Annotated in this window: 26 protein-coding genes; 16 read left to right on the top strand and 10 right to left on the bottom strand. The window is 64.6% G+C overall.

The window, feature by feature from the left end; translation table 11 throughout:
- The first annotated feature begins 9 nt into the window (after positions 1–9).
- The 5 genes from JQ627_RS29975 to JQ627_RS29955 all read left to right on the top strand — a co-directional run bounded on the left by JQ627_RS29975 (position 10) and on the right by JQ627_RS29955 (position 7,072).
- Positions 10–1,659, top strand: coding sequence for an ABC transporter ATP-binding protein (locus JQ627_RS29975; protein WP_212487980.1), 1,650 nt, complete (start codon positions 10–12; stop codon positions 1,657–1,659).
- Between the two features lie 236 nt (positions 1,660–1,895).
- Complete coding sequence (locus tag JQ627_RS29970) at positions 1,896–3,401, top strand: M81 family metallopeptidase (protein WP_212487979.1); 1,506 nt, start codon at positions 1,896–1,898, stop codon at positions 3,399–3,401.
- 13 nt (positions 3,402–3,414) lie between these two features.
- A complete protein-coding gene (locus JQ627_RS29965; protein WP_212487978.1) occupies positions 3,415–4,578 on the top strand; it encodes a M20 aminoacylase family protein in 1,164 nt (387 codons plus the stop codon).
- 2 nt (positions 4,579–4,580) lie between these two features.
- Entirely contained in the window at positions 4,581–6,002 is a 1,422-nt protein-coding gene (locus tag JQ627_RS29960; protein WP_212487977.1) for an amidase, read from the top strand.
- Between the two features lie 179 nt (positions 6,003–6,181).
- Positions 6,182–7,072, top strand: coding sequence for a crotonase/enoyl-CoA hydratase family protein (locus tag JQ627_RS29955; RefSeq protein WP_212487976.1), 891 nt, complete (start codon positions 6,182–6,184; stop codon positions 7,070–7,072).
- Positions 7,073–7,185: 113 nt separating this feature from the next.
- Here JQ627_RS29955 and JQ627_RS29950 read toward each other — a convergent pair whose 3' ends face one another.
- The 3 genes from JQ627_RS29950 to JQ627_RS29940 all read right to left on the bottom strand — a co-directional run bounded on the left by JQ627_RS29950 (position 7,186) and on the right by JQ627_RS29940 (position 9,613).
- On the bottom strand, positions 7,186–8,163 hold the full coding sequence (locus JQ627_RS29950) for an NADPH:quinone oxidoreductase family protein (RefSeq protein ID WP_212487975.1): 978 nt from the start codon (positions 8,161–8,163) through the stop codon (positions 7,186–7,188).
- Positions 8,163–8,771 (bottom strand): 2-hydroxychromene-2-carboxylate isomerase, encoded by a 609-nt coding sequence (locus JQ627_RS29945; protein WP_212487974.1) that lies wholly within the window; start codon positions 8,769–8,771, stop codon positions 8,163–8,165. Before JQ627_RS29945 ends, JQ627_RS29950 begins: the two co-directional genes overlap by 1 nt.
- Positions 8,772–8,911: 140 nt before the next feature.
- Positions 8,912–9,613, bottom strand: a complete 702-nt coding sequence (locus JQ627_RS29940; protein WP_212487973.1) for a glutathione S-transferase N-terminal domain-containing protein — start codon at positions 9,611–9,613, stop codon at positions 8,912–8,914.
- A gap of 110 nt (positions 9,614–9,723) precedes the next feature.
- On the opposite strand from JQ627_RS29940, the gene JQ627_RS29935 reads away from it, so the two are divergent.
- Both JQ627_RS29935 and JQ627_RS29930 read left to right on the top strand, forming a co-directional pair.
- Complete coding sequence (locus tag JQ627_RS29935; protein WP_212487972.1) at positions 9,724–10,746, top strand: methionine synthase; 1,023 nt, start codon at positions 9,724–9,726, stop codon at positions 10,744–10,746.
- The gene (locus tag JQ627_RS29930) at positions 10,746–10,976 is read left to right on the top strand and encodes a hypothetical protein (protein ID WP_212487971.1); all 231 of its coding nucleotides are present in this window, start codon (positions 10,746–10,748) and stop codon (positions 10,974–10,976) included. The genes JQ627_RS29935 and JQ627_RS29930 overlap by 1 nt, the downstream gene beginning before the upstream one ends.
- Before the next feature lie 20 nt (positions 10,977–10,996).
- Here the strand turns inward: JQ627_RS29930 and JQ627_RS29925 are convergent, their stop codons facing one another.
- From JQ627_RS29925 to JQ627_RS29915, 3 genes are all read right to left on the bottom strand, one after another.
- Entirely contained in the window at positions 10,997–11,653 is a 657-nt protein-coding gene (locus JQ627_RS29925; protein ID WP_212487970.1) for a hypothetical protein, read from the bottom strand.
- A gap of 110 nt (positions 11,654–11,763) precedes the next feature.
- Entirely contained in the window at positions 11,764–12,288 is a 525-nt protein-coding gene (gene gpt / locus JQ627_RS29920) for a xanthine phosphoribosyltransferase (RefSeq protein ID WP_212487969.1), read from the bottom strand.
- A 40-nt stretch (positions 12,289–12,328) separates the two neighbouring features.
- Positions 12,329–13,066: a molybdopterin-binding protein gene (locus JQ627_RS29915; protein WP_212487968.1), complete on the bottom strand. Its 738-nt coding sequence runs from the start codon at positions 13,064–13,066 to the stop codon at positions 12,329–12,331.
- Positions 13,067–13,288: 222 nt separating this feature from the next.
- On the opposite strand from JQ627_RS29915, the gene JQ627_RS29910 reads away from it, so the two are divergent.
- From JQ627_RS29910 to JQ627_RS29885, 6 genes are all read left to right on the top strand, one after another.
- The gene (locus JQ627_RS29910) at positions 13,289–14,707 is read left to right on the top strand and encodes a circularly permuted type 2 ATP-grasp protein (protein ID WP_212487967.1); all 1,419 of its coding nucleotides are present in this window, start codon (positions 13,289–13,291) and stop codon (positions 14,705–14,707) included.
- Positions 14,708–14,711: 4 nt separating this feature from the next.
- Positions 14,712–15,656 carry an alpha-E domain-containing protein gene (locus tag JQ627_RS29905; RefSeq protein ID WP_027560128.1) on the top strand — a complete coding sequence of 315 codons (945 nt, stop codon included), beginning with the start codon at positions 14,712–14,714 and terminating at the stop codon, positions 15,654–15,656.
- Positions 15,657–15,723: 67 nt separating this feature from the next.
- Positions 15,724–16,572 (top strand): transglutaminase family protein, encoded by an 849-nt coding sequence (locus JQ627_RS29900; RefSeq protein ID WP_212488070.1) that lies wholly within the window; start codon positions 15,724–15,726, stop codon positions 16,570–16,572.
- 91 nt (positions 16,573–16,663) lie between these two features.
- On the top strand, positions 16,664–17,071 hold the full coding sequence (locus tag JQ627_RS29895) for a carboxymuconolactone decarboxylase family protein (RefSeq protein ID WP_212487966.1): 408 nt from the start codon (positions 16,664–16,666) through the stop codon (positions 17,069–17,071).
- A gap of 125 nt (positions 17,072–17,196) precedes the next feature.
- A complete protein-coding gene (locus JQ627_RS29890) occupies positions 17,197–17,955 on the top strand; it encodes a proteasome-type protease (protein WP_212487965.1) in 759 nt (252 codons plus the stop codon).
- A gap of 33 nt (positions 17,956–17,988) precedes the next feature.
- Positions 17,989–18,747 carry an SDR family oxidoreductase gene (locus JQ627_RS29885; RefSeq protein ID WP_211385151.1) on the top strand — a complete coding sequence of 253 codons (759 nt, stop codon included), beginning with the start codon at positions 17,989–17,991 and terminating at the stop codon, positions 18,745–18,747.
- 192 nt (positions 18,748–18,939) lie between these two features.
- Here the strand turns inward: JQ627_RS29885 and JQ627_RS29880 are convergent, their stop codons facing one another.
- Positions 18,940–20,178: an MFS transporter gene (locus JQ627_RS29880; RefSeq protein ID WP_212487964.1), complete on the bottom strand. Its 1,239-nt coding sequence runs from the start codon at positions 20,176–20,178 to the stop codon at positions 18,940–18,942.
- A 159-nt stretch (positions 20,179–20,337) separates the two neighbouring features.
- On the opposite strand from JQ627_RS29880, the gene JQ627_RS29875 reads away from it, so the two are divergent.
- Positions 20,338–21,588, top strand: coding sequence for a NupC/NupG family nucleoside CNT transporter (locus tag JQ627_RS29875; protein ID WP_212487963.1), 1,251 nt, complete (start codon positions 20,338–20,340; stop codon positions 21,586–21,588).
- Positions 21,589–21,726: 138 nt separating this feature from the next.
- On the opposite strand, the gene JQ627_RS29870 is transcribed toward JQ627_RS29875, so the two are convergent.
- From JQ627_RS29870 to JQ627_RS29860, 3 genes are all read right to left on the bottom strand, one after another.
- Positions 21,727–22,926: a rhomboid family intramembrane serine protease gene (locus tag JQ627_RS29870; protein ID WP_212487962.1), complete on the bottom strand. Its 1,200-nt coding sequence runs from the start codon at positions 22,924–22,926 to the stop codon at positions 21,727–21,729.
- A gap of 414 nt (positions 22,927–23,340) precedes the next feature.
- Entirely contained in the window at positions 23,341–23,880 is a 540-nt protein-coding gene (locus tag JQ627_RS29865) for a cupin domain-containing protein (RefSeq protein WP_212487961.1), read from the bottom strand.
- A 162-nt stretch (positions 23,881–24,042) separates the two neighbouring features.
- Positions 24,043–24,330 (bottom strand): usg protein, encoded by a 288-nt coding sequence (locus JQ627_RS29860; RefSeq protein ID WP_212487960.1) that lies wholly within the window; start codon positions 24,328–24,330, stop codon positions 24,043–24,045.
- Positions 24,331–24,731: 401 nt separating this feature from the next.
- Here JQ627_RS29860 and JQ627_RS29855 point away from each other — a divergent pair, with 401 nt between their 5' ends.
- Both JQ627_RS29855 and groEL read left to right on the top strand, forming a co-directional pair.
- Entirely contained in the window at positions 24,732–25,046 is a 315-nt protein-coding gene (locus JQ627_RS29855; RefSeq protein ID WP_014494241.1) for a co-chaperone GroES, read from the top strand.
- A 45-nt stretch (positions 25,047–25,091) separates the two neighbouring features.
- On the top strand, positions 25,092–25,954 hold an 863-nt coding region (gene groEL / locus JQ627_RS29850; RefSeq protein ID WP_212487959.1), incomplete at its 3' end, for a chaperonin GroEL.

Below are 25,954 nucleotides of genomic sequence, written 5' to 3'. Positions count from 1 at the left end.
GATCAAGTGATGACCAACCCAGTCCTCGACATCAACAACCTCGTCGTGTCCGTCGGCAAGAAGCCGAAGGCCGCGAACATCATCGACGGCATCTCGATCCAGGTGCACGAGCGCGAGACGCTGTGTCTCGTCGGCGAAAGCGGCTCGGGCAAGTCCGTGACTTCGCTCACAACGATGGGCCTCTTGCCGAAGGGCACGCTGGTGCCCACCGGCGGCAGCATCAAGCTGGTCGGCGAGGAGATTCTCACCGCAACCGACCGCCGCCTGCGCCAGCTCCGCGCGACGCAGATGGCAATGATCTTCCAGGAGCCGATGACCGCGCTCAATCCGGTGGTGCCGGTCGGCCGCCAGATCGACGAGGTCCTGCGCGCCCACACCGATCTCGACGCGAAGGCGCGGAAGAAGCGCATCCTCGACATGATGGAGCAGGTGCGCCTGCCCCAGGTCGAGCGCATCTTCGCCTCCTATCCGCACCGCCTCTCCGGCGGCCAGCGCCAGCGCATCATGATCGCGATGGCGCTGGTGCTGGAGCCGAAGCTCCTGATCGCGGACGAACCGACCACCGCGCTCGACGTCACCACGCAGAAGCAGATTCTGACCCTGATCCGCGACCTCCAGCGCGATCATGGCACGGCCGTCCTGTTCATCACCCACGACATGGGCGTGGTCGCCGAGATCGCCGACCGCGTTGCGGTGATGCGACAGGGCCGCCTCGTCGAGACCGGCCCGCTCGAGACCGTGCTGCGCAATCCAACCATGGAATACACCCGCAATCTGCTCTCCTCCGTGCCGAGCCTGGTGCCGCGGCCGCCGCGCGAGGACAGCCGCGAGCCCGTCGTGCTCGAGGCCAACGACCTCAGCAAGGTCTACAAGGAGCGCGCCTTCTTCGGCAAAGGCCGCGAGGTCGTCGCCGCGGACAAGGTGACGCTGACGCTGCGCAAGGGCCGCACCCTCGGCATCGTCGGCGAGAGCGGCTCGGGCAAGTCCACGGTCGCGCGCTGCATCGTGCGCCTGATCGATCCGACCTCCGGCGGCGTGCGCCTTGCCGGCCGCGAGATCGCTGACATCTCGCGCCGCCTGCTCCAGCCGCACCGGCAGAAGATCCAGATCGTGTTCCAGGATCCCTACCGCTCGCTCAACCCACGCGTCACCGTCGGCGAGAGCATCGCGGAAGGCCCGATCAATTACGGCACCTCGCATGCCGATGCGATGAAGCGGGCGCGCGAGCTGCTCGAACTGGTCGGCCTGCCGGCGGACGCCGTGACGCGCTATCCGCACCAGTTCTCCGGCGGCCAGCGCCAACGCATCGCCATTGCCCGCGCGCTCGCGCTCGATCCCGACGTGCTGGTCGCGGACGAAGCGGTCTCCGCACTCGACGTCTCGGTGCAGGCGCAGGTGCTGGAACTCCTGGACGAGATCCAGAAGCGGCTCGGCATCGCCATCCTGTTCATCACCCACGATCTGCGCGTCGCCGCCCAGATCTGCGACGAGGTCGTGGTGATGCAGCACGGCCGCGTCGTCGAACAGGGCCCTGCCGCCGAGGTGCTCACGCACCCGAAGGAGGCCTACACCAGGGCGCTGCTGGAGGCCGCTCCGGGCCGCGGCTGGGATTTTGCGAACTTCCGGCCGGTGTCGGAGGGTGTGGCGGCCACGGCTTGACTCTCTCAGTCGTCATTCCGGGGCATCGCCAAGCGATGAGCCCGGAATCCATCGAACGGCAGACTCTGCAGCACAATGGATTCCGGGCTCGCGCCAAGTGGCGCGCCCCGGAATGACGGCGGAGCAGCATTCCCAAAACGATCTGACCCTATGCGTGGCGCGACTGCTTCTCACCTTGCTCTCTCCGCAAGGCCAAGGCTAACGTCGCGCACTCTTGATCGACCGGAATTGAATTAATGACACGCATCGCCGTCGGCGGCTTCCTGCACGAGACCAACACCTTCGCTCCCACGAAGGCGACGTTCGCGGACTTCCAGCATGGCGGCGGCTGGCCGGCGATGACTGAAGGCGCCGACGTCTTGAAGGTGATGCGCCGCATCAATGTCGGCCTCGCCGGTTTCGTCGACAGCGCCGAAGCCAACGGCTGGGAACTCATTCCGACGATCGCCTGCGGTGCGAGCCCCTCCGCGCATGTCACCAAGGACGCCTTCGAGCGCATCGTGAAGGTGATGGTCGACGGCATCGCGGCCGCCGGCCCGATCGACGCGGTCTATCTCGACCTCCACGGCGCCATGGTGACCGAGCATCTCGACGACGGCGAAGGCGAGATTCTGGCGCGCGTGCGCCGCGTCATCGGCGAGGACGTCCCGCTCGTTGCCAGCCTCGACCTGCACGCCAACGTCACGCCCGAGATGATGGAACACGCGGACGCGCTGATCGCCTACCGCACCTATCCGCACGTCGACATGGCCGAGACCGGCCGCGCCTCTGCGCGCCACCTCGCCCTCCTCCTGAAGACGAAGCAGCGCCTTGCAAAGTCGTTCCGCCAACTACCGTTCCTGATCGCCATCAGCTGGCAATGCACCAATGACTTTCCCACCAAGGGTATCTACGAAAAGCTCGCTGCGCTGGAGAGCGACGCCGTTCCGACGCTGTCCTTCGCGCCCGGCTTCCCCGCCGCGGACTTCCGCGACTGCGGCCCGAGCGTATTCGCCTATGGCAAGTCGCAGGCCGATGCCGACCGCGCGGCCGATGCGATCGTCAAACTGATCGAAAGCCACGAGGACGATTTCGACGGCAAGATCTGGTCGCCCGACGACGGCGTGCGCCATGCGATGGAACTCGCCAGGAGCGCGAGCAAGCCGATCATCATCGCCGACACCCAGGACAACCCGGGCGCCGGCGGCGATTCCGACACCACCGGCATGCTGCGCGCGCTGGTGCGCAACAAGGCCAGTGCCGCGACCGGCGCGATCTACGATCCGGCCTCGGCCAAGGCCGCGCATGAAGCCGGCGTCGGTGCGACAGTGACGCTGTCGCTCGGTGGCAAGTCCGGCATTCCCGGCGACGAGCCCTATCGCGAGACCTTCATCGTCGAAAAGCTCTCCGACGGCCGCTTTGTCGCGCCCGGCCCCTATTATGGCGGCCGCGAGATGGAGATGGGCCCCTCGGCAGCCTTGCGCATCGGCGACGTCCGCGTCGTCGTCTCCTCGCACAAGGCGCAGCTCGCCGACCAGGCGATGTATCGCTATGTCGGCATCGAGCCGACCACACAGAAGATTCTGGTCAACAAGAGCTCGGTGCATTTCCGCGCCGATTTCGAGCCGATCGCGGAAAAGCTGATGATCTGCGCCGCGCCCGGCGCGATGCCGGCCGACACCGCTTCGCTCCCCTGGACGCGCCTGCGTCCGGGCATCCGCATCAAGCCGAACGGCCCCGTTTTCAATCCTCCTTCACGCTAACCGGACAGGACACATGCCCACGATCGATCGCATCGACGGTTTCGCCGACGAGCTCACCGCCATCCGTCGCGACCTCCACGCCCATCCCGAGATCGGCTTCGAGGAAGTGCGCACCTCCGGCATCGTCGCCGACAAGCTGAAGAGCTGGGGCATCGAGGTGCACCGCGGTCTCGGCGGCACCGGCGTGATCGGCGTGATCAAGGGCAAGGGGTCGGGCGGCAAGCGCATCGGCCTGCGCGCCGACATGGACGCGCTGCCGATGGAGGAGAACACCAATCTGAAATGGAGCTCCAAAATCCCCGGCCGCTTCCACGGCTGCGGTCACGACGGCCACACCACCATGCTGCTCGGCACCGCGCGCTATCTCGCCGAGACCAGGAACTTCGACGGCACCGTGCACCTGATTTTCCAGCCGGCCGAGGAAGGCCTCGGCGGTGCGCGCGCGATGATCAAGGACGGGCTGTTCGAGAAGTTTCCCTGCGACGAGCTCTACGGCCTGCACAACGCGCCCGACCTCAACCACGGCGAGATCGCGATCCTGCCCGGCCCGGCAATGGCGAGCGCCGACTTCTTCGACCTCCGCATCACCGGCTATGGCGCGCATGGCGCGATGCCCGAGCGCTCCAAGGACGCGGTGATCATCGCGACCACGCTGGCGCAGGCGATCCAGACCATCGTCAGCCGCAACGTCGAGCCGCTGCAGGCCGCCGTCATCTCGATCACGCAGATTCACGCCGGTTCCGCCTACAACGTCATCCCCGGCGAAGCGCATCTGTGCGGTACCATCCGCACCTTCTCGGATGAAATCCGCGCCCTGATCGCCGAGCGCATCCGCACGATCTGCGCCGGCATCGCGAGCGCCTATCAGTGCGTGATCGAAGCCGACATCCGCGATACTTTCGGCGTGCTGATCAACCAGGTCGAGCAGTCCAAGGTGGTCGAGGAGGTCGCGCGCACCGTCATCAACCCCGCCAACGTGATCACCCGCGCCCAGCCGAAGATGGGCAGCGAGGATTTCGCCGACATGCTGCAGACCATTCCCGGTGCCTATTTCTGGGTCGGCCACGACGGCTCGGTGCCCGTGCACAATCCCGGCTTTGTGCTCGACGACAAGATCCTGCCGATCGGCGCCAGCATGTTCGCCCGGATCATCGAAACGCGCATGCCGGTGGGTTAGCGATGCATAAAAAGAGCGTCGAAGAGGCCGTCACCTCGCTGCACGATCTGTCCGCGGTCGATCTGATCGCGGGTTATCGCGCCAAGCAGTTCTCGCCGAGCGAGGTGCTGGAGGACGTGCTCACGCACGTCGCTGCGTGGGAACCGCATCTCAAGGCGCTCTACGCGTTCGATCCCGACAGCGCGCGCGAGGCCGCAAAGGCTTCGACCGCGCGCTGGTCCGGGGGCGAACCATCGGGCGCGCTCGACGGCGTGCCTGTCACGGTGAAGGACAACATCGCGACCAAGGGCGTGCCGGTGCCGCTGGGAGCGGCCAGCGTGAAGCTGGTGCCGGCCGAGAAGGACGCCCCGCCCGCCGCGCGCCTGCGCGAGGCCGGCGCGATCATCTTCGCAAAAACCACCATGCCCGATTACGGCATGCTGTCCTCGGGGCTCTCCAGCTTCCACGCGCTCGCGCGCAATCCCTGGGACCTCTCCAAGAACCCCGGCGGCTCCAGCGCCGGTGCTGGCGCTGCCGCGGCGGCCGGCTACGGTCCCTTGCATCTCGGCACCGATATCGGCGGCTCGGTGCGCCTGCCCGCGGGCTGGTGCGGCCTCGTTGGCCTGAAGCCCAGCTTCGGCCGGGTGCCGATCGATCCCGCCTATGTCGGCCGTGTCGCCGGTCCCATGACACGCACGGTCGACGATTGCGCGCTGATGATGAGTGTGATCGCAAAGCCCGACCGGCGCGACGGCATGAGCCTGCCGGCGGAGCCTCTGAACTGGAAGGGGCTGGAAAAATCTCCGCGCAAGTTGCGGATCGGCCTGATGCTCGATGCCGGCGTTGGTCTGCCGGCGGAAAAACCGGTTCGCGAGGTCGCGGTGAAAACCGCAAAGGCGTTCGAATCCGCCGGTGCTGTCGTCACGGAAGTTGACGGCATCCTCACCCGCGAGATGCTCGACGGCCTCGACAATTTCTGGCGCGTGCGGATGTGGGATGATCTGTCCAAGCTGACGCCGGCCGAACAGGCAAAGGTGCTGCCCTACATCTTCAAATGGGGCGCATCCGGCGCAAAGCTCTCGGGTGTGGATGTTATCCGCGGATTCAACCAGACCATGGCGGTCCGCGCGGCTGCGTCAAAGCTGTTCTGCGAGCTCGACTATGTGATCTCGCCGACTGCGCCGAACGTGAACTATCCGGCGGACTGGGCTTCGCCCACCAACGATCCCATGAGGCCGTTCGAGCACATCTGCTATACCGTGCCGTGGAATATGTCGGAGAACCCTGCTGTCTCTCTCAACGGCGGCTTCGACGCGAAGGGCTTTCCCATCGGCGTGCAGATCGTCGGCCGCCGCTTCGACGATATCGGCGTGCTCGGCATGGCCAAGGCCTTTGAGGGCCTGCGCGGCGCGCAGAAGCCCTGGCCCAGGCCGCCGGCGCAGTAAACACACTCCCGTCATTCCGGGTTGCGCCCTCTTGGCGCAAGCCCGAAGTCCATTCATCCGCACAAGTGGCGTGGAGAAATGGATTCTCAGGTGTGCAATTGCGCAGCGGAGTTCGCGCGTCGCGCGCCCCGGAATGACGTGCTAGAGAGACCGACAAAGAAACAAGGAAGGAAACCGCCATGGCATATGAGACGATCAAATATGAGATCGCCGAGCAGATCCTCACCATCACGCTGAACCGGCCCGACAAGCTCAACGCCTTCAATGCACAGATGCAGGGAGAGCTGATCGACGCGTTCGACGCCGCCGATAAGGACGACAATGTCCGCGCCATCATCGTCACCGGCGCCGGCCGCGGTTTTTGCGCGGGCGCCGATCTTTCCTCGGGCGCGGACACCTTTGATCGCGACGCCCGGCGCGGGCCCGTAAAGCGTTTCGCGGACGGCAAGGTCGATTACAGCGACCCGCAGGTGCGCGACGGCGGCGGCCAGGTGACCTTGCGCATCTTCAAGAGCCTGAAGCCCGTCATCGCCGCGGTCAACGGCCCTGCCGTCGGCATCGGCGTCACCATGCAGCTCGCGATGGACATCCGCATTGCCTCGGATGCCGCCCGCTTCGGCTTCGTGTTCTCCCAGCGCGGCATCGTGCCGGAGGCCGCCTCGAGCTGGTTCCTGCCGCGCATCGTCGGCATCTCGCAGGCGCTGGAATGGTGCTATTCCGGCCGCGTCTTCCCGGCGCAGGAAGCGCTCGCGGGGCGTCTCGTCAGCAAGGTCGTAGCCCCGGATGATCTGCTGCCGACCGCCCGCGCGCTCGCCAAGGAATTCGCCGCCAAGACCGCGCCGGTGTCAGTGGCGCTGATCCGCCAGATGATGTGGCGCATGATGGGTGCCGACGATCCCATGGAAGCCCACAAGGTCGACAGTCGCGGCATCTACGCCCGCGGCCGCTCGGACGATGTGAAGGAAGGCGTGGTGTCGTTCCTGGAGAAGCGCCCCGCGCAGTTCAAGAACAAGGTGTCGAGCGATATGCCGGACTATTTCCCGTGGTGGAGCGAGCGGGAGTACAAGTGAGGCGATCGCCGCTCTCGTAGGGTGGGCAAAGCGAAGCGTGCCCACGTTCTTTCGCTATCATTGAGAGATGGTGGGCACGGCGCAAGAGCGCCTTTGCCCACCCTACGGCGCCGTCACTCCATCACCAGCGCCACGCGCCCGATCGCCTTGCGATCGAGCAACAACCGCATCGCCTGTGCATACTCCTCCAGCGGCAGGCGATGCGAGACGTTGGGGCGCAGCTTGCCCTCCTCCGCCCATTGCAGCAGCGCCTTGAGCCGCACCTCGCCGAGCACGGGGTTTTTCCGCACCGCTTCGCCCGCACGCACGCCGAGCACGCTCGCGCCCTTGATCAGCAAGAGATTGGTTTTCGCCGAGCCGATGCCACCGGTGAAGCCGATCACCAAGAGCCGCGCGCCCCAGGCGATGCAGCGCATCGAGTTCTCGAACACCTCGCCGCCGACGGGATCGAACACGACGTCGGCGCCACGACCGTCGGTGATGCGCTTGACGGCATCGCGAAACGGTTCGCGATCGTAGCGGATGAGATGATCGGCGCCGCGTGCTTTCGCAATGGCGAGCTTCTCGTCGCTGGAGGCGGTCGCGATCACGGTCGCGCCCAGCATCTTGCCGATCTCGACGGCCGCGAGACCCACGCCACCGCCTGCCCCGTGTACCAGCAGCACCTCACCGGGCTCGACCCGGCCGCGATCGATCAGCGCGTGATAGGCGGTGCCATGACCAGCAAGATAGGTCGCAGCTTCCGCGTAGTCGAACGTCGATGGCATCGGCGTGAGCTGCGCCGGCATTACCACGGCTTCATCCGTGAACGCGCCGTGGCGCATCTTCACGATGACCTTGTCGCCGACGGCACCGCCGCTTGCCTCCACACTCACCTCGGTGACGTCACCGGCAGCCTCCATGCCGGGCGTGAACGGCAGCTCCGGCTTGAGCTGATATTCGCCGGCCGCCATCAGCACATCGGGAAAATTCAGCCCGGCGGCGCGGATCGCGACACGCACCTCGCCTGGCCTCAGCGCGCGCGACGAAAACTCCTCCAGCCGCAACGTCTCGGGCGCGCCGAGCGCGCGGCAGACGACAGCCCGCACCATCAGGCCGCACTCGCCTTGCCGCGCTTGAGCGCCTCGCGGATCAGCGGCAGGCGGTCATTGCCAAAATACATGTCGGTCTTGTTGACGAAGATCGTCGGCGAACCAAAACCGCCGCGCGCGACGACCTCTTCCGTGTTGGCCTTGAGCTGGTCCTTGATCCCCTGCTCAGAGATACCGGCAAAGAATTTTGGCTCGTCGATGCCGACTTTCCTGCAGATTTCGGCGAGCACCGCGTCCTGCGAGATATCCCTGTCGGCGCCCCAATAGGCCTCGAACACGGCGGTGGCGAACGGCACCATATCCTTGCCAAGCCAGATGCAGCCGCGCATGGCTTTCACGCTGTTCACCGGAAACACCGTCGGCGGCATCTTGATCGCAAGACCCGCCGAGCGCGCCCAGTCGGCGAGGTCCTTCTTCATGTAGCGCGCCTTCAGCGGCACCGGCGTCTCACGCTGCGCGTAGACGCTCGGATTGACCGTATTGAAGATGCCGCCGACCAGGATCGGCCGCCAGCTGATCTCGGCCCCCAGCTCCTCGGCCAACGGCTGGATGTTGTGGAAGGCGAGATAGGTCCAGGGGCTGGAACAGTCGAAGAAGAATTCGATCATGGCGTTTCCTTTTGATGCGTATTCCGCTCTCTCCCCCGTCATTGCGAGGAGCGAAGCGACGAAGCAATCCAGACTGCCTCCGCCGAAAGAGTCTGGATTGCTTCGCTCCGCTCGCAATGACGGGGAGAGAGCGGTGGTCGTCACGTCTTTCCCAGCACTTCCTTAGCCTTCTGCCCGAACATGATCTTGCGTGATTCCTCGTCGAACGGCTCTTTCACGAACTTGCCGATCGCAAGCCCCGCCTGCACCTGCGGCCGGGCGCGCACTTCCGCATACCAGCGCTTCACGTTCGGATAGTCGTCGAGCGTAAACCCCTGCGCCTTGTGGGTCATGGTCCAGGGGAAGCAGGCGATGTCCGCGATGGAGTAGTCGCCGGCGACATAGGCGCCGGTCTTGGCCAGCTGCCGGTCGAGCACGCCATAGAGCCGCGCGGCCTCGTCGCGGTAGCGCTCAATCGCATAAGGGATCTTTTCCGCTGCATAGAGCGCGAAATGGCCGTGCTGGCCGAGCATCGGCCCAAGACCTGCCATCTGCCACATCACCCACTGGATGGTCGTCGAGCGGCCGCGCAGATCGCCGGCCAGGAAGCGGCCGGTCTTTTCTGCGAGGTAGATCAGGATCGCGCCGGTCTCGAACGCCGCGAACGGTTTGCCGCCATCGGCGGGCGCGTGGTCGACGATCGCGGGAATGCGGTTGTTCGGGGAGATCGCCAGAAACTCGGGGCTGAACTGCTCCCCGATGCGGATATTGACGGGCTTCACGCTATAGGGGAGCCCGAGTTCCTCCAGCATGATCGAGATTTTCCAGCCGTTCGGCGTCGGCGCATAATAGAGATCGATCATCGCCTTCCCTGTCGCCGTCGCCTGGAATAGAGAGCGACTTTTGTTGTTCTGTACCTCGACGTTAAGACATGGCAGACAATGGCGCAATCGCAACCCGCCGGGAGGGACCCATGCTGTTTCCAACCACGATCGCCGGCTCCTTGCCGAAGCCGGAATGGCTCGCCGAACCCAACATGCTCTGGGCGCCCTGGAAGTCGCAAGGCGACGAGCTTCTTCGTGCCAAGCGCGACGCGACGATGCTTGCCGTGAAGGTCCAGGAGGATGCCGGCATCGACATCGTCACGGAGGGCGAGCAGGCCCGCCAGCATTTCGTGCACGGCTTCCTGGAGAAGATCGACGGGATCGACTTCGCCCACAAGGTCGAGATGGGCATCCGCAAGGATCGCTACAAGGCGATGGTGCCGCAGGTGATCGCGCCGCTTCAGCTCAAAGGTCGTGTTCATGCCGACGAGGCGCGTGTTGCGCGCACGCATACCAAGAAGAAGCTGAAGTTCACCCTGCCCGGCCCGATGACCATCATCGACACGATTGCGGACCGCTACTACGGTGATCGCGTCAAGATGGCCTTTGCCTTCGCCGATCTCCTCAACGATGAAGCCAGGGCGCTCCAGGCCGACGGCGTCGATCTGGTGCAGTTCGACGAGCCCGCCTTCAACGTCTACATGGACGAGGTCAACGATTGGGGCATCAAGGCGCTGGAGCGCGCCGCGCAGGGGCTGACCTGCGCTACCGCGGTGCACATCTGCTATGGCTACGGCATCAAGGCCAACACCGACTGGAAGGAGACGTTAGGCAGCCAGTGGCGGCAGTACGAGCAGATCTTTCCGGCGATCGACGCGAGCCCGATCCAGCAGGTCGCGATCGAGTGCCGCAATTCGAAGGTGCCGCTCGACCTGCTCGCGCTGCTCAAGAACAAGATCGTGCAGGCCGGCGTGATCGACGTCGCCAGCGACACGGTGGAGACGGCCGAGGACGTCGTGCAGGTGATCGACGCGGTGTCGAAGTTCGTTCCCAAGAGCAACATCATCGCCACCACCAATTGCGGCATGGCGCCAATGCGGCGCGAGATTGCCGAAGCCAAGCTGGTGGCGCTCGGCGCCGGCGCCGCGCTGGCGCGTGAGAAGCTGGGGTGATGGTGATCCGAACGGCACTCGTCGTCACGGCTCTTGCGGCGATCACGTTAGCTGCGCGCGCGGAGGATCGCTCCGTGCTGCTGAATTGCAAGGCCATGGTCGAGCGTGCGTCAAAGGATATGGGTACGGCAACCGAAGCCGAGCTCACCCGCTGCCGCCAGATCATCCGCGAATGGGCGCTGCGCGATGCGCGGACGACTGTGGATGAGCAAGGGCGGCCGCTGAAGTAGCCACGCGCCGAAGTTCGTGGCTACCCGTCTCCCCCGACCTCCCCCGCAAGGGGGGAGAGGGCGCGGTGTGCGCTGGGATGCAGTGTAGCCTGGTAGCCGGCGTTCATGGCACGTAGCGTTGATGGCGGCGTCAGCAAAGCTGGTTGGGAAAGCTCCCGCCCGCCTTCAACATAACCCGCCGCCGACCACAGCAACGCCCTGCCCTGCATCACCAGAAAACTCTCCTCGCCCTGCTGCACCATTGCGCCGTCGGGCAGCTGGTCGAGCGGCACCAGCAGCGCGTGCAGCCGCTTCTCGCCGTGATCGAGCCGCTCGTGGTGCAGCACCGTATCGATATCGTGCATGCGGACATCATGGACGCGGTTCCCCTTCTCCCACGCAGCCCGGAAGCGATTGGCATCGTCACGGCGGCAGTAGAAACAGGGACGATGACCGGCGGCGAGCGCGGTGGCCTCGTCGAGGAAGAACAGCTCGGTCCAGCTCCGCTGTGCCATCACCTCGCGGCGACGGCCGCGGAATTCGCAAGTGCAAGTGAGCCAGGCCGGCGACGACCAGCGCTTCTTCAGAAGCGTCTTGGTCGCGGGATCATGGATGATGCCGCGATTGCCGGTGAACAGGCCGCGATGCGGGGTGGCGACGATGTCGCCCGTGGGCATGACGCGGTTTTGCAGGGGCATGGTCGCCTCCACCCGTCATTGCGACGAGCGAAGCGAAGCAATCCAGAAATGCATCCGCGGAAGCAGTCTGGATTGCTTCGTCGCTTTGCTCCTCGCAATGACGGCGATAACTACGCCGCCCCGTCGCGCAGCGGCGGGTGGTAGGACAGCGCGGTGTCCCACGGGAAGAATATCCAGGTGTCCTGCGACACTTCGGTGATGAACGTGTCGACCAGCGGGCGTCCCTTCGGCTTGGCATAAACAGTCGCGAAATGCGCGTCGGGCAGCATCTCGCGCACCAGCCTGCCGGTCTTGCCGGTGTCGACGAGGTCGTCGACGATCAAGAGTCCCTTCCCGGTGCCCCCGCCGAGCTTCATCGCCGCCTCGGAAATACCCTTGAGGACCTGCAGGTCGCCCTGCTTGTCGTGATCGTAGCTGGCGATACAGACCGTATCGATCACGCGCACGCCGAGCTCGCGCGCGACAATCGCGGCCGGCACCAGCCCACCGCGGGTGATCGCGATCACCGCGTTGAAGGGGCCGACCTCGTTGAGCCGCCAGGTCAGCGCCCGGCAATCCCGGTGGAATTGGTCCCACGAGACCGGGAAGGCCTTGCCGGCCCGCTCCTGCGCACTCGGTTCCGGTGCTTCAGCCATTGTCGTCTCCTGCCATTCGTCTGCCGGCAAGCCGGGCGCTTTAGCGGGTGATGCTCAATCCCGCCAGCATTTCCTTCACCGCGGCCATCGCGGATGCGAGCTTGTCCGCATCGCGCGAGCGCACCACCAGGTTGGTGTTGGGCTTCTGCTCTTCGTCCATGAACGGATAGCTGCCGATGATGGTGTCCGGGTGGGCGGCAGCGATCGCGCGCAGCGGGCTGCCGATGTCACCCTCCCGCGCATTGGCGCGAACCGATTCGGAGAGCATGCGCACGCCCGACTTCAGCTTGGGCGAGACGATGTCCATCATCGCCTGCATGATCGAGGGCACGCCGGCCATCACGATGACGTTGCCGATCTTGAAGCCGGGGGCGAGGATGGTGGCGCTCTGGATCAGCTCGGCGCCGTCGGGGATCCGGGCCATGCGCAGGCGGGCCTCGTTGAGGTCCTGCTCGCTCCAGCGCTCGCGGAAGCGGGCGACGACCTCCGGATGGTGATCGATGCCGACGCCAAAGGCCTTGGCGACGCTGTCGGCGGTGATGTCGTCATGCGTCGGCCCGATGCCGCCGGTGGTGAACACATAAGTATAGCGTTTCCGCAGCGCATCCAACGCGGCGATGATGTCGGGCTCGTCGTCGGAGACGACCCGGACTTCCTTGAGGTCGATGCCGATATTGGTCAGGTATTCGGCGATGAAGCCGATATTCTTGTCCTTGGTCCGGCCGGACAGGATTTCATCCCCGATGACCAGAATGCCCGCCGTGACGATGTCGTTCATACCTTAAGTCCCTCACCTGTCGGCCCGACTTTGCCGAGGTAACGCGTTGAAGTCACGCGGTTTTGCTGCCGAAATAAGCAGTCCTCAGCCATTTTTTCAGGCAAGCCGCCGGCCATGCCCGGCAAATGTCCTCCCTCCATGCTTATCGCGCTGGCCCGGCCCTTGCTACCACCTCGGAGTCATGCACTCTTGCCGCATGGCCACGGAGACAAGTCGGGATCTATGGCAGTCGCGTTTGATGAGATGAACATTCCCGGCGGGGACCTTCGCCCCGCCTATCAGGAGCTGGCACGCTGGCTCAAGGAGACGCCTCCCGAGGCGCTTGAATATCGCCGCCAGGAGGCCGAGCTCCTGTTCCGCCGCATCGGCATCACCTTCGCGGTCTACGGGGATTCCGAGTCCACCGAACGCCTGATCCCCTTCGACGTGATCCCGCGAATCATGTCCGGCAAGGAGTGGGCGCTGCTGGAGAAGGGCCTGAAGCAGCGTGTGCGCGCGCTCAACATGTTCCTGCGCGACATCTATCATGGCCGCGACATCCTGCGCGCCGAGATCGTGCCCGACGACCTGATCTTCCAGAACCCGGTCTTCCGCCCCGAGATGAACGGCCAGCAGGTGCCGCACGACGTCTACGTGCACATTGCCGGCATCGACATCGTCCGGGTCGATGCCGAGGACTTCATCGTGCTGGAGGACAATGCCCGTACGCCGTCGGGTGTGTCCTACATGCTGGAAAACCGCGAGATCATGATGCGGCTGTTTCCGGATCTGTTCGCCCGCCACAGGGTGGCGCCGGTCGAACGCTATCCGGACGAGCTGCTCTCGGCACTGCGCTCCGTTGCACCGCACAGCGCCTCCGGCGAGCCGACGGTCGCCCTGCTCACGCCGGGCGTCTACAACTCCGCCTATTACGAGCACTCCTTCCTCGCCGACAAGCTCGGCATCGAACTGGTCGAAGGCCGCGACCTCATCGTCAAGAACAACGAAGTGTTCATGCGGACGACCGAGGGGGTGAAGCGGATCGACGTGATCTACCGTCGCGTCGACGACGACTTCCTCGATCCCCTCACCTTCCGCCCCGACTCCGTGCTCGGCGTGCCCGGGCTGATGTCGGCCTACGCGGCCGGCAACATCACGCTCGCCAACGCGGTCGGCACCGGCATCGCCGACGACAAGGCGATCTACTCCTACATGCCCGACATCGTGAAATTCTATCTCGGCGAGGAGCCGATCCTGAAGAACGTGCCGACCTGGCGCTGCCGCGAGCCGAAGGATCTTGCTTATGTGCTGGACAATCTCGGCGAGCTCGTCGTCAAGGAAGTCCACGGCTCCGGCGGCTACGGCATGCTGATCGGCCCCGCCGCGACGAAGGCAACCATCGAAGCCTTCCGCGAAAAGCTCAAGCGCGAGCCCGAAGGTTTCATTGCCCAGCCGACGCTGGCGCTCTCGACCTGCCCGACCTGCACGGCATCGGGCCTCGCCCCGCGCCACGTGGACTTGCGGCCCTTCGTGCTGACCGGCAGCAAGGGCACCACCATCGTGCCGGGCGGCCTGACGCGTGTTGCGCTGAAAGAAGGTTCCCTGGTGGTGAATTCGAGCCAGGGCGGCGGTACCAAAGACACCTGGATCCTGGACGAGTAGTCAGATGCTGTCGCGTACCGCCGAAAACCTCTACTGGCTCGCCCGCTATGTCGAACGGGCCGAGTATCTCGCGCGCACCATCGATGCGACGCTGCGCGTCACCGCGCTTCCTGCCGCCTATATCGGCAAGACCAATGAATGGGACTCGGCGCTGCTCACCGCCGGCGTCGCCGCAAGCTTCTATCAGACCTACGAGGAAGCCAACGAACACAACGTCGTCGACTACCTCTCGTTCTCTGCTGACAACCCGTCCTCGATCCGGAACTGCATCGAGGCGGCGCGGCTGAACTCGCGCTCTGTGCGCACCGCGCTGACCAGCGAGATGTGGGACACCATTAACTCGGCCTGGATCGAGCTCCAGGCGGTCTGGAGCAAGGGCACCTCCACGCGCGAGGACCTCGCCAAGTTCCTGCGCTTCGTACAGGAGACTTCGCTGCGCTTCGACGGCTCGGCCTACCGGACCATGCTGCGCAACGACGCCTACTGGTTCTCGCGCATGGGCGTGCATCTGGAGCGCGCCGACAACACCGCGCGCATTCTCGACGTGAAATACCATGTGCTGCTGCCCGAGGAGGAGCATGTCGGCGGCCCGCTCGACTTTTATCAGTGGAGCTCGATCCTGCGTTCGGTCTCGGCGCTGACGGCCTATCACTGGGTCTATCGCGAGACGCTGAAGCCATGGCTGATTGCGGACCTGCTCATCCTCAACGACACGCTGCCGCGCTCGCTGGCAAGCTGCTACGGCAATCTCGTGCGCAACCTCGACCAGATCGGCGTCGCCTATGGCCGCCAGGGCCCCGCCCAGCGCCACGCCCGCGGCATCCGCAACCGGCTGGAACACAGCAATATGAACGACATTTTCCAGCATGGCGTGCATGAATTCATTCAGGAATTCATCGCGGACAATTCCAGGCTGGGCGAAATCATCACGAAGCAGTATTTGATCTGATACTGCGGTCGTTCCGGGGCGCCCGCAGGGCAGGCCCGGAATGACGACGCAAGAACAACGGTCCACCATGCGCCTGCGAATCCAGCACACCACGACCTATCGCTACGAGCCGCCGGCCACCAGCGTGATCCAGATCCTGCGCATGACGCCCGGCAGCCATGACGGGCAATATGTGGCGGAGTGGCAGATTGACGTCTCCACCGACACCAAGCTCGACACCCATGAGGACGCCTTCGGCAACGTCACCCATGTGCTGTCCTGCGGACCTGTCGGCGACATCAGGATCACCGCCGAAGGCCTGATCGAGACACACGACACCGGCGGCGTGCTGCGCGGCGCCGACGAGCGCTTTCCGGCCGGCATGTTCTTGCGCGCCACCGACCTTACCGGGGTCAATCCTGCAATGACGGCGGTCGCGCGGCAGCTGCGCAGCGAAGCCGAGAGCGACACGCTCGGCTTCCTGCACACGCTGATGACGCAAATCAGCGATCATATGACCTTCGACGAGGACCCGACCAACAGCGGCACCTCGGCGGCGGATGCGTTCACCCTCAAGCGCGGCGTCTGCCAGGACTACGCGCATATCTTCATCGCCTGCGCCCGCAGCGGCGGCGTGCCGGCGCGCTTCGTCTCCGGCCATTTCCTGCGCTCGGATGGCACGGTGCACCAGGATGCCGGCCATGCCTGGGCGGAAGCGTACGTCGACGGTCTTGGCTGGGTCGGCTTCGATCCCGCCAACTGCATCTGCACCACCGACGCCCATGTCCGCGTTGCGATCGGGCTCGATTATCTCGGCGCAGCCCCCGTGCGGGGCACCCGCTATGGCGGCGGTGCGGAGACTCTGACGGTGGCCGTGAAGGTCGAGCAGGCCGGCCGCGGCGGGCAATCGCAATCGCAGTCACAGCGGCAGAGCTAGGCGCAGCCGCATCTCGTCACGAGGCGCTGCCGACTGATCGCATGAGCCGTGCTACACTCGCGGGATCAGACCTGACCCTGCGAGGTATCCCATGGCGACCGTAAAGCTGCTTTCGGACGATGAGCTCTCCGCCGAGGCGCGCGCCGTTTTCGACGATATCCGCAAGGTGCGGAAGTCGGACTTCGTCAACAATTTCTGGCGCGCGCTGGCGCATGATCCGAAGACGCTGCGGCGGACCTGGGAGAGCATCAAGGAGGTGATGGCTCCGGGCGCGCTCGATCCCAAGGTCAAGGAAATGCTCTATGTCGCGGTTTCGATCGCGCATGGCTGCAGCTACTGCATCCATTCGCACACCGCGGGCGCACGGGCCAAGGGCATGACCGAGGCCGAATATGGCGAGCTGCTCGCCATCGTCGGCATGGCCGCAGAGACGAACCGGCTGGTCACGGCGCTCGGCGTGCCCGTCGACGAGGCGTTTCTCGTCGATGCCGCTGACTGAGTTCGGCGGTCGCAGCAGACTGGCAGTCGCGCGTCGGAATGACGGCCTCCCCCCGGGGAATCGGGGGTTTCATGCCTCTCCGAAATTGGCTAGTAATTCCGCGCAAACGCGTTCGGGGACTGGAAATGACCTATTGCTGCGGAATCCTGGTTCGGGACGGTCTGGTGATGATCGCCGATACCCGCACCAATGCCGGCCTCGACAACGTCTCGACCTTCCGCAAGCTCCACATCTTCTCAAAACCCGGCGACCGCATCATGGCGATCGCCAGCGCCGGCAACCTCGCCATCAGCCAGTCGGTGCTGTCGACGCTGACCGAGGGCCTGGAGGACCCCAACACGGGCGAGGTCGAGACGCTGATGAACGCACCGACCATGTTCCAGGCGGCCCAGCGCATCGGCCGGGCGATCCGGTCGGTGCACGCGACCGAAGGACCGGCGCTGAAATCCGAAGACGTCTCCTTCGACGTCTCCTTCCTGTTCGGCGGCCAGATCAAGGGCGCGCGCATGCGCCTGTTCATGGTCTACACGGCAGGCAATTTCATCGAGTGCACGACCGACACGCCATACCTTCAGATCGGCGAGCACAAATACGGCAAGCCGGTGCTCGACCGCGCCATGCATTACGACGTCGAGCTCTACGAGGCGCTGAAGACCGGCCTGATCTCGATGGATTCGACGATGCGCTCCAATCTCGGCGTCGGCCTTCCGATCGACGTGCTGGTGGTGCGCTCGGATGCCTGCGATGCCGATCTCAATCACCGCATCGAGGCGGGCGAGCCCTATTTCCACGACCTGCGCTCGCGCTGGTCGGCGGCCTTGCGCGCGGCGCATCAGAACATTCCGCGGCCGCCCTACAAGAGCGAAAAAGAACCAAAAACCTGACAGCCAACTTGAAGAGAGAAAAGGCAGGAAACGATGAGTGAAGCAAAGAAGATCGCAGTGGTGACGGGCGCCGGCACCGGTGTCGGGCGCGCGGCGTCGCTGGCGCTGATGAACACCGGCTTCACCGTGGTGCTCGTCGGCCGCCGGCTCGACATGCTCGAAGAGACCGCGAAGCTCGGCCCCGCGGGCAAGAGCTTGTGCGTCACCGCCGACATGACCAAGCCGGATTCCATTGCCGCGCTGTTCGACAAGGTGAAGGCGACCTACGGCCGCCTCGACGTGCTCTTCAACAATGCCGGCATGGGCGCGCCCGCCGTCAATTTCGAGGACCTGAGCCTCGAGCAGTGGCAGGCGGTGGTGAACACCAACCTCACCGGCCCGTTCCTGTGCACCCAGCACGCCTTCCGCATCATGAAGGACCAGAGCCCGCGCGGCGGCCGCATCATCAACAACGGCTCGATCTCGGCGCACGCGCCGCGGCCGTTCTCGGCCGCCTACACCTCGACCAAGCACGCCATCACCGGCCTGACCAAGGCCTCGAACCTCGACGGCCGCATGTACGACATCGCGGTCGGCCAGGTCGACATCGGCAATGCCGCAACGCCCATGACCGACCGCATGGTCAACGGCCCCGGCGTGCTGCAGCCGGACGGCACGACCAAGCACGAGCCGCGCATGGACGCCAAGGCGGTCGGCGATGCCGTCGCCTACATGGCCGGCCTGCCGCTCGATGCCAACGTGCTGACGATGACGGTCATGGCGACCAAGATGCCGTTCGTCGGGCGCGGCTGAACTAAAAAACGCGAAAACAACCCCATGCACAGTAGACTCCGGTCTCGCCCTGCCAACGGGGTGAGGCCGGCCAAATACCTGTGCTGCTTCCACAATCGTCATTGCGAGCGCAGCGAAGCAATCCAGACTGTCTCTGCGGCAAGATTCTGGATTGCTTCGCTGCGCTCGCAATGACGGGGAGAGAGCGGTGCCCTACTCCAAACTCTCCACTTGCCGCAGCGCCGGAAACAGCTTCATCCACAGCAGCGCCACCGCGATCGTGCAGACGCCGCCGAGCACGGCGGCGGGCATCGCGCCGAGCAGCGCGGCCGCCACGCCGCTCTCGAACTGGCCGAGCTGGTTCGAGGCGTTGATGAAGAGGAAGTTGACCGCCCCGACCCGGCCGCGCATCTCGTCGGGCGTTGAGAGCTGCACCAGCGAGAAGCGGATCACGACGCTGATCGTGTCGGCTGCGCCGAGAACCGCGAGCGCGAGCACCGACAGCCACATCCAGGACGACAGCGCGAACACGACCGTGGCGACGCCGAACACGATCACGGCCTGGAACATGCGCAAGCCCACATGCCGCGAAATGGCGTGACGCGCCAGCACCATGGTCATCAGCAACGCACCCACCGCAGGCGCCGCACGGAGCACGCCGAGCCCGACCGGGCCGGCCTGGAGGATGTCGCGGGCATAGATCGGCAACAGCGCGGTGACGCCGCCGAACAGCACCGCGAACAGATCGAGCGAGATGGTGCCGAGGATCGCCGGGTTGCTGCGGATGAAGCGGACACCGGCAAAGATGTTGTCCGAGCTTGTCCCCTCCTTGGCGACCGCCTGCGGGCGCGGCCGGATGAAGCCGGTCAGGATCATCCCAAGTATCCAGAACAGCAGCATCACGGTATAGGCGAGGTGCGGCGCGAACGCGTACGCAAAACCGCCGAGCGCGGGCCCCGTGATGGTCGCGACCTGCCCCGCGCCGCTCGCGACCGCCGTCGCGCGCTGGAGCGATCCCTGCGGCGCGATCAGCGGCAGGAGCGCCGCGGTGGTCGGGCTCTCGAAGGCACCGGCAATGCCGAGCACGAAGGTCGCGACGAAGATCTGCACCTCGCCGACCGCGCCGAGATAGGTGATGACAGCGAGATAGAGCGCGGTCGCGGCTTCCACCAGCTGACAGAGCTGGACCACGCGCTTGCGCTCAAAACGGTCGGCGGCGTGGCCGGCAACGAACACCAGGAGCGCGGTGGGCAGGAATTGCACGAGGCCGACCATGCCGAGGTCGAAGGCCGAGCTGGTGAGATCATAGATCTGCCAGCCGATCGCGACCGCCGCGATCTGGCTGGAGAAGCGCGATAGGCTGCGCGAGAGCAGGAAGAACAGGAAGGCGCGGTGGGTAAGGAGCGCGCGGGCACTGACCGGTGGACTGGCCGAAATTGGCTGCTCTGGCATCGCCTCTTGGGTCACCCTGGACCGTCCGCTCCCTGATGTCGACGTGCCCCCGCGTGACTGAGGCGCACCTGCTTGTCAACAGCAGACCGCGTCCCGCATGTCCCGGCATTGCGTTTGCAACGCGGGCGCGGCCATAATCATTGGGGCTTTGGGGACATCATGCTTCGCTTGCAATCGGCACTCGGCATTTTCGCATTGCTGTTGATCGCTTTCGCGTTGGCAGAGAATCGCCGCGCCGTATCGCTGCGGCAGGCAGCGATTGGCCTCGTCGCGACCTTCGTCACCGCGGCGGTCCTCCTGAAAGTGCCCGTGGTCGCACGGGCTTTTGGCGCGATCAACGACGCGGTGGGCGCGATCTCCGCGGCCTCGCGCGCCGGCTCCTCCTTCGTGTTCGGCTATATCGGGGGCGGTCCCCTGCCCTTCGACGCGAAGGTGCCGGGCGCCGATTTCATCCTGGCGTTCCAGGCCCTGCCGATCGTGCTTGTCATGAGCGTGCTGACGACGCTCTTGTTCTATTGGCGTGTGCTGCCGCCGGTCGTGCGCGGCATGGCCTGGCTGCTGGAGCGGACGCTGGGCGTCGGCGGCGCGGTCGGGCTCTCGACCGCGGCCAACATCTTCCTCGGCATGGTCGAGGCACCGCTGTTCGTGCGGCCGTACCTGGCGCAGATGACACGCAGCGAATTGTTTCTGGTGATGACCGGCGGCATGGCCGGCATCGCCGGCACGGTGCTGGTCCTCTACGCGACGCTGCTGGCACCGCTCATCCCCGACGCGGCCGCCCATTTCGTCATCGCATCCGTGCTGGGCGCGCCGGCCGCGATCCTCGTCAGCCTGATCATGGTGCCGGAGACATCCGACAGACGCACCGGCGGCGCGCTGGAGGACCCCGAGATGGAGGTCTCCGGCACGATGGACGCGATCGTGAAAGGCACCGGCGCAGGGATCGAGCTGCTGATCAACATTGTCGCGATGCTCCTGGTGCTGGTGGCGCTGGTCTATCTCGTCAATGCCGTCCTCGGCCTGCTGCCTGATATCGGCGGCGCGGCGATTTCGTTGCAAAGGCTGCTGGGCCTCGTGATGGCGCCGGTGTGCTGGCTGATGGGATTGCCCTGGGATCAGGCGGTCACCGCCGGCAGCCTGATGGGCACCAAGACCGTGCTCAATGAGCTGATCGCCTATGTCGACTTCTCGAAGCTGCCGCCCGACGCACTCGATCCGCGTTCGCGCCTGATCATGCTCTACGCGATGTGCGGCTTCGCCAATTTCGCCAGCCTCGGCATCATGATCGGCGGCTTAGGGGTGATGGCGCCGGAGCGCCGCGACGAGATCAACGCGCTCGGGCTGAAGTCGATCGTGTCGGGGACGCTGACGACGTGTTTGATGGGAGCGGTGGTGGGGGTGTTGAGTTAGCTCTCTCTCCTCGTCATTGCGAGCGAAGCGAAGCAATCCAGAAATGCATTCGCGGAGATAGTCTGGATTGCTTCGTCGCAAGAGCTCCTCGCAATGACGAAGGAGACAGCGCCTGCGCCTTCAGCTCCGCCGTCCCGGTCAACCGCACAATTTCTGCTTCTGCAATATACGACGCACCTCAGCCATCTTCGCACGGCACGGCTCGACCGCCATGGCCTTCGCCTCGCTGTTTCGTCCCTGCGCCCACAGCAACACCGCCATCAAGCCCTGCGCCCCGGTACGTGCCGTCCCACCCGCCACATCCGAAGTGGCGAGCGACATGGCGGTTCGCGCTTCCGCCTCGGCGGCGTTGAGGCTCGCTTTTTCCAGGAGGAAGATCGCACGGAACAGATGAGCCCGCGGGTCTTTCGGATAGCGGGTGACGAGATCGAGAGACCGGCTGGCCATGTCGTCGGCATTCGCCGGCGCTTCCGACGCGCGGATATAGTGTACGGCATCGGCCATGTAGGACGAATAATGAGCGACGGCGAAGCCGGCGCAGATCAGAGATCCGACGAATCCTGCGAGCAATACCATGCCGGCGCTCCGCGGCAGGCTGTCATAGGACCAGAAGGCGAGCCACGGCATGATGGCAAGCGCGCCGCCGGCCAGCGCACCACCGGCATGCGCATAGTAGTTGACATTGCCGGAGGCGCCAAAGGCGAGCGGCAGCAGTGCTGGAACACCGAAGAAAAGCGACGTCTTCAGTCTCGACATTGTTTGATCGGCGTCCGCGTCTGGCTCGAAGCTCGCGACGAACAGCGCGGCGATGAGTCCGGTAATGGCGCCGGACGCACCGACACCCACCGTGCCGGGACCATTGCCCAGCAGCGAGCCGGCCTCGCCGGCGAGCGCACTGGCAACAAAGATCAGCGAAAACCAGCCACGACCGATCAGGCTCTCCAGCCTGACGCCGACGATGAACAGCGCAACGCAGTTGCCGATGAGGTGCCCCTGGCTGCCATGCAGAAGCGGCGCAAGGCCGATCCGCCACCACTCGTGCCTTCCGACAACCAGATCGTAGCCGGACGCGCCCTGAGCGATCAGCGAGCGGACATCGAGTGAGCCGTCCGGCGCAATGTCGATGGCCAGACTGCGTTGCAGAGCGTAGATCAGGAGCAGACCGAAAATCAGGCCTAGGGTGAGGAAGGGGATATCGGAGAGAAGCTTGTTGTCGACAAAAAGCGTCCCCTCACTGTCGTGCACGACCGCTGGAGCGATCGGCGCGGCGACGGGTTGAAACGATGCCCTCGGGGGTGGCGCCACGACGCCGCGTCGGCCAAAAGTGTTGGTCGCCATGAAAACATTTCCCGCATTTTCACACCCTTGAGTTGACGCGAGAGGTATTTTCGAGTGGTTACCGCCAGCGCTGCGGGTGGCTGGAACCTTCTAACTGGTAACGGCCCGGTTTCGCGGATCTGTCGCTTTCTAGCGATCGCCTGGCGCACCCGTCGTGATGGCGTAGCCCGGATGGAGATCGTCATTCCGGGGCGCGCGTAGCGCGAGCTACGGTGCGCAATTGCGCACCTGAGAAACCATTTCACCACGCGTACTGCCGCCCGATGGATTCCGGCTCGATGCTGCGCATCGCCCCGGAATGACAGCGGAGAGATCGGAGAAGGGTCATTGCAAGCGACGCAATCCAGACTGTCTCCACGATTGCATTTCTTGATTGCTTCGTCGCTCCGCTCCTCGCAGTGACGGTGGCGAGACCTACGCCTTCAACTCCACCGTCTTGAACTCCGCCGGCAGGATCACTTCCAGCAGCTCGACGTCGTCGGAATAATCCAGGATCATGTGCTTTATCTTCGGCGGTTGGGTCCAAGCGCTGCCTTCCTTCATCAAGGTCTCGCCCTGGCCATCCATGTAGGTCTTCACCCAGCCCTTGAGCACGTAGACCATCTGGAATTCGACGTCGTGGAAGTGCAGCTTCGAGACCTCGGCCGGATCGCAGGGCCCTTGCAGGCGGATCACGTGGGCTTGCGCGAGGCCGTGGCTGGCTTCGGCGATGCCGAGGTCGCGGTACTTTGCGTAGGTGCGCAGGCCGTCGGCCTTGAAGTCTTCCTCGCGGTGATGGCTGATGGCGATGCGCTGCTTGGGACGCGCGGTTTTTTTCGGGGCGGGCTTTACCGGTGTCGAGCGTGCCTTCGCCTTCACGGCCTTGCGGGCCGAGGATCGCGCTGCGGACTTGGTACCGCTCCGCTTCTTCACCGCGGTCTGGGCTGCGCTGCGCGATTTTGCTTTCTTGGCCATGGGCCGCCTCCCTGTTGTTGTTATAGGAAGAGGCTAGCACAGAACGAGATATCGTAGGGTGGGTAAAGCGGAGTGTGCCCACCATTGCCAGATGCAATCGTGGAGAGATGGTGGGCACGGCGCGAGCGCGCCTTTGCCCATCCTACGAATCCGGCGTTCTGTTCAATGCAGCCGGAACACGCCGTCCACCGCGCGCAGCTCGGTCGGCTTGATCAGCTTGGAATGCGCGACGGTCACCGAATGGAGGGGACCGTCGAGCTTCTCCTGCCAGAACGCCAGGAAATCCTTCAGCGCCGGAAATTTCGGAAACATGTCGTAGTTCTGCCAGACGTAAGTCTGGAGAAGCGAGGGATGATCGGGCATCCGATAGAGAATTTGCGCTGTCGTCAGCCCGTAACCCAAAAGCTGTTTCCGGAAATCTTCGGAAACGCCCCCACTCCGCAAGCCCATGCCAACCTCCTTTGCAGGAGCGCATTCAAGGGGCGGCCTGGTCGGTGTGCGCCTTACGAGCCACCCGGTACTGATGCGCTCACATGAGAGAAATGTGACGCAAACTGACAATCCATCTCAAGCCCAAAAGTTTAACAAGCTGTTGAAATTCAATGCTTTAGCAGCAGAGTCGGCTCCGTGCTAATACGGACCCCAAGAGGGCCTCCAGAGGCTCTCCGGGCGGGTTAACGATGGTAAAGAGAATTTGGCAGACGGGCCTTCTGAGTGCCGAATTTTCTGCTAGAAGCCCTTGCTCCCGCAAAAATCCTGTCCTATTTGAGCTTCACCCGCATTAGCACTCGCGGGCATCGATTGCTAACACCCTCAAAACATCAATCTGAGCAAATGCTTAGGAGGACTGCATGAAATTCCGTCCGCTTCACGACCGCGTCGTGGTCAAGCGTATCGACGCAGAAGAGAAGACCGCCGGCGGCATCATCATTCCCGACACTGCCAAGGAAAAGCCCTCCCAGGGTGAAGTCGTCGCCGTTGGCCCGGGTGGCCGCGACGAAGCCGGCAAGCTGATCCCGATCGACCTGAAGGTCGGCGACCGCGTGCTGTTCGGCAAGTGGTCCGGCACCGAAGTCAAGATCGACGGCGTCGATCTGCTGATCATGAAGGAAAGCGACATCATGGGCGTCCTCGACGTCCCCGCTTCCAAGAAGAAGGCGGCCTAAGAGCCCCTCTCTCCCTCCTGTCAAAAACCTCAAGGAAAATTCCAGATGGCAGCCAAAGAAGTCAAATTCTCGGTTGAAGCGCGCGACAAGATGCTGCGCGGCGTCGACGTTCTCGCCAACGCGGTGAAGGTCACGCTCGGTCCGAAGGGCCGCAACGTCGTGCTCGACAAGTCGTTCGGCGCTCCCCGCATCACCAAGGACGGCGTCACCGTCGCCAAGGAGATCGAGCTCGACGACAAGTTCGAGAACATGGGCGCCCAGATGGTGCGCGAAGTCGCCTCCAAGTCGGCTGACGCGGCCGGCGACGGCACCACCACCGCCACCGTGCTCGCCCAGGCGATCGTGAAGGAAGGCGCCAAGTCGGTTGCCGCCGGCATGAACCCGATGGACCTCAAGCGCGGTATCGACCTCGCGGTCGAAGCCGTGGTTGCGGACCTCCAGAAGAACTCCAAGAAGGTCACCTCGAACGACGAGATCGCCCAGGTCGGCACCATCTCGGCCAACGGTGACGCGGAGATCGGCAAGTTCCTGGCCGACGCCATGAAGAAGGTCGGCAACGAGGGTGTCATCACCGTCGAGGAAGCCAAGTCGCTCGAGACCGAACTCGACGTCGTCGAGGGCATGCAGTTCGACCGCGGCTACATCTCGCCCTACTTCGTCACCAACGCCGACAAGATGCGCGTTGAGATGGACGACGCCTACATCCTCATCAACGAGAAGAAGCTCTCCTCGCTGAACGAGCTGCTCCCGCTGCTCGAGGCCGTGGTGCAGACCGGCAAGCCGCTGGTCATCGTTGCCGAGGACGTCGAAGGCGAAGCCCTCGCGACCCTGGTCGTCAACCGCCTCCGTGGCGGCCTGAAGGTCGCGGCCGTCAAGGCTCCGGGCTTCGGCGATCGCCGCAAGGCCAT

It is taken from the genome of Bradyrhizobium liaoningense, from assembly GCF_018130785.1.
Taxonomy (GTDB): Bacteria; Pseudomonadota; Alphaproteobacteria; order Rhizobiales; family Xanthobacteraceae; genus Bradyrhizobium; species Bradyrhizobium liaoningense_A.
The sequence above is the reverse complement of the archived record's forward strand: the minus strand, read 5'-3'. Positions and strand labels throughout refer to the sequence as shown.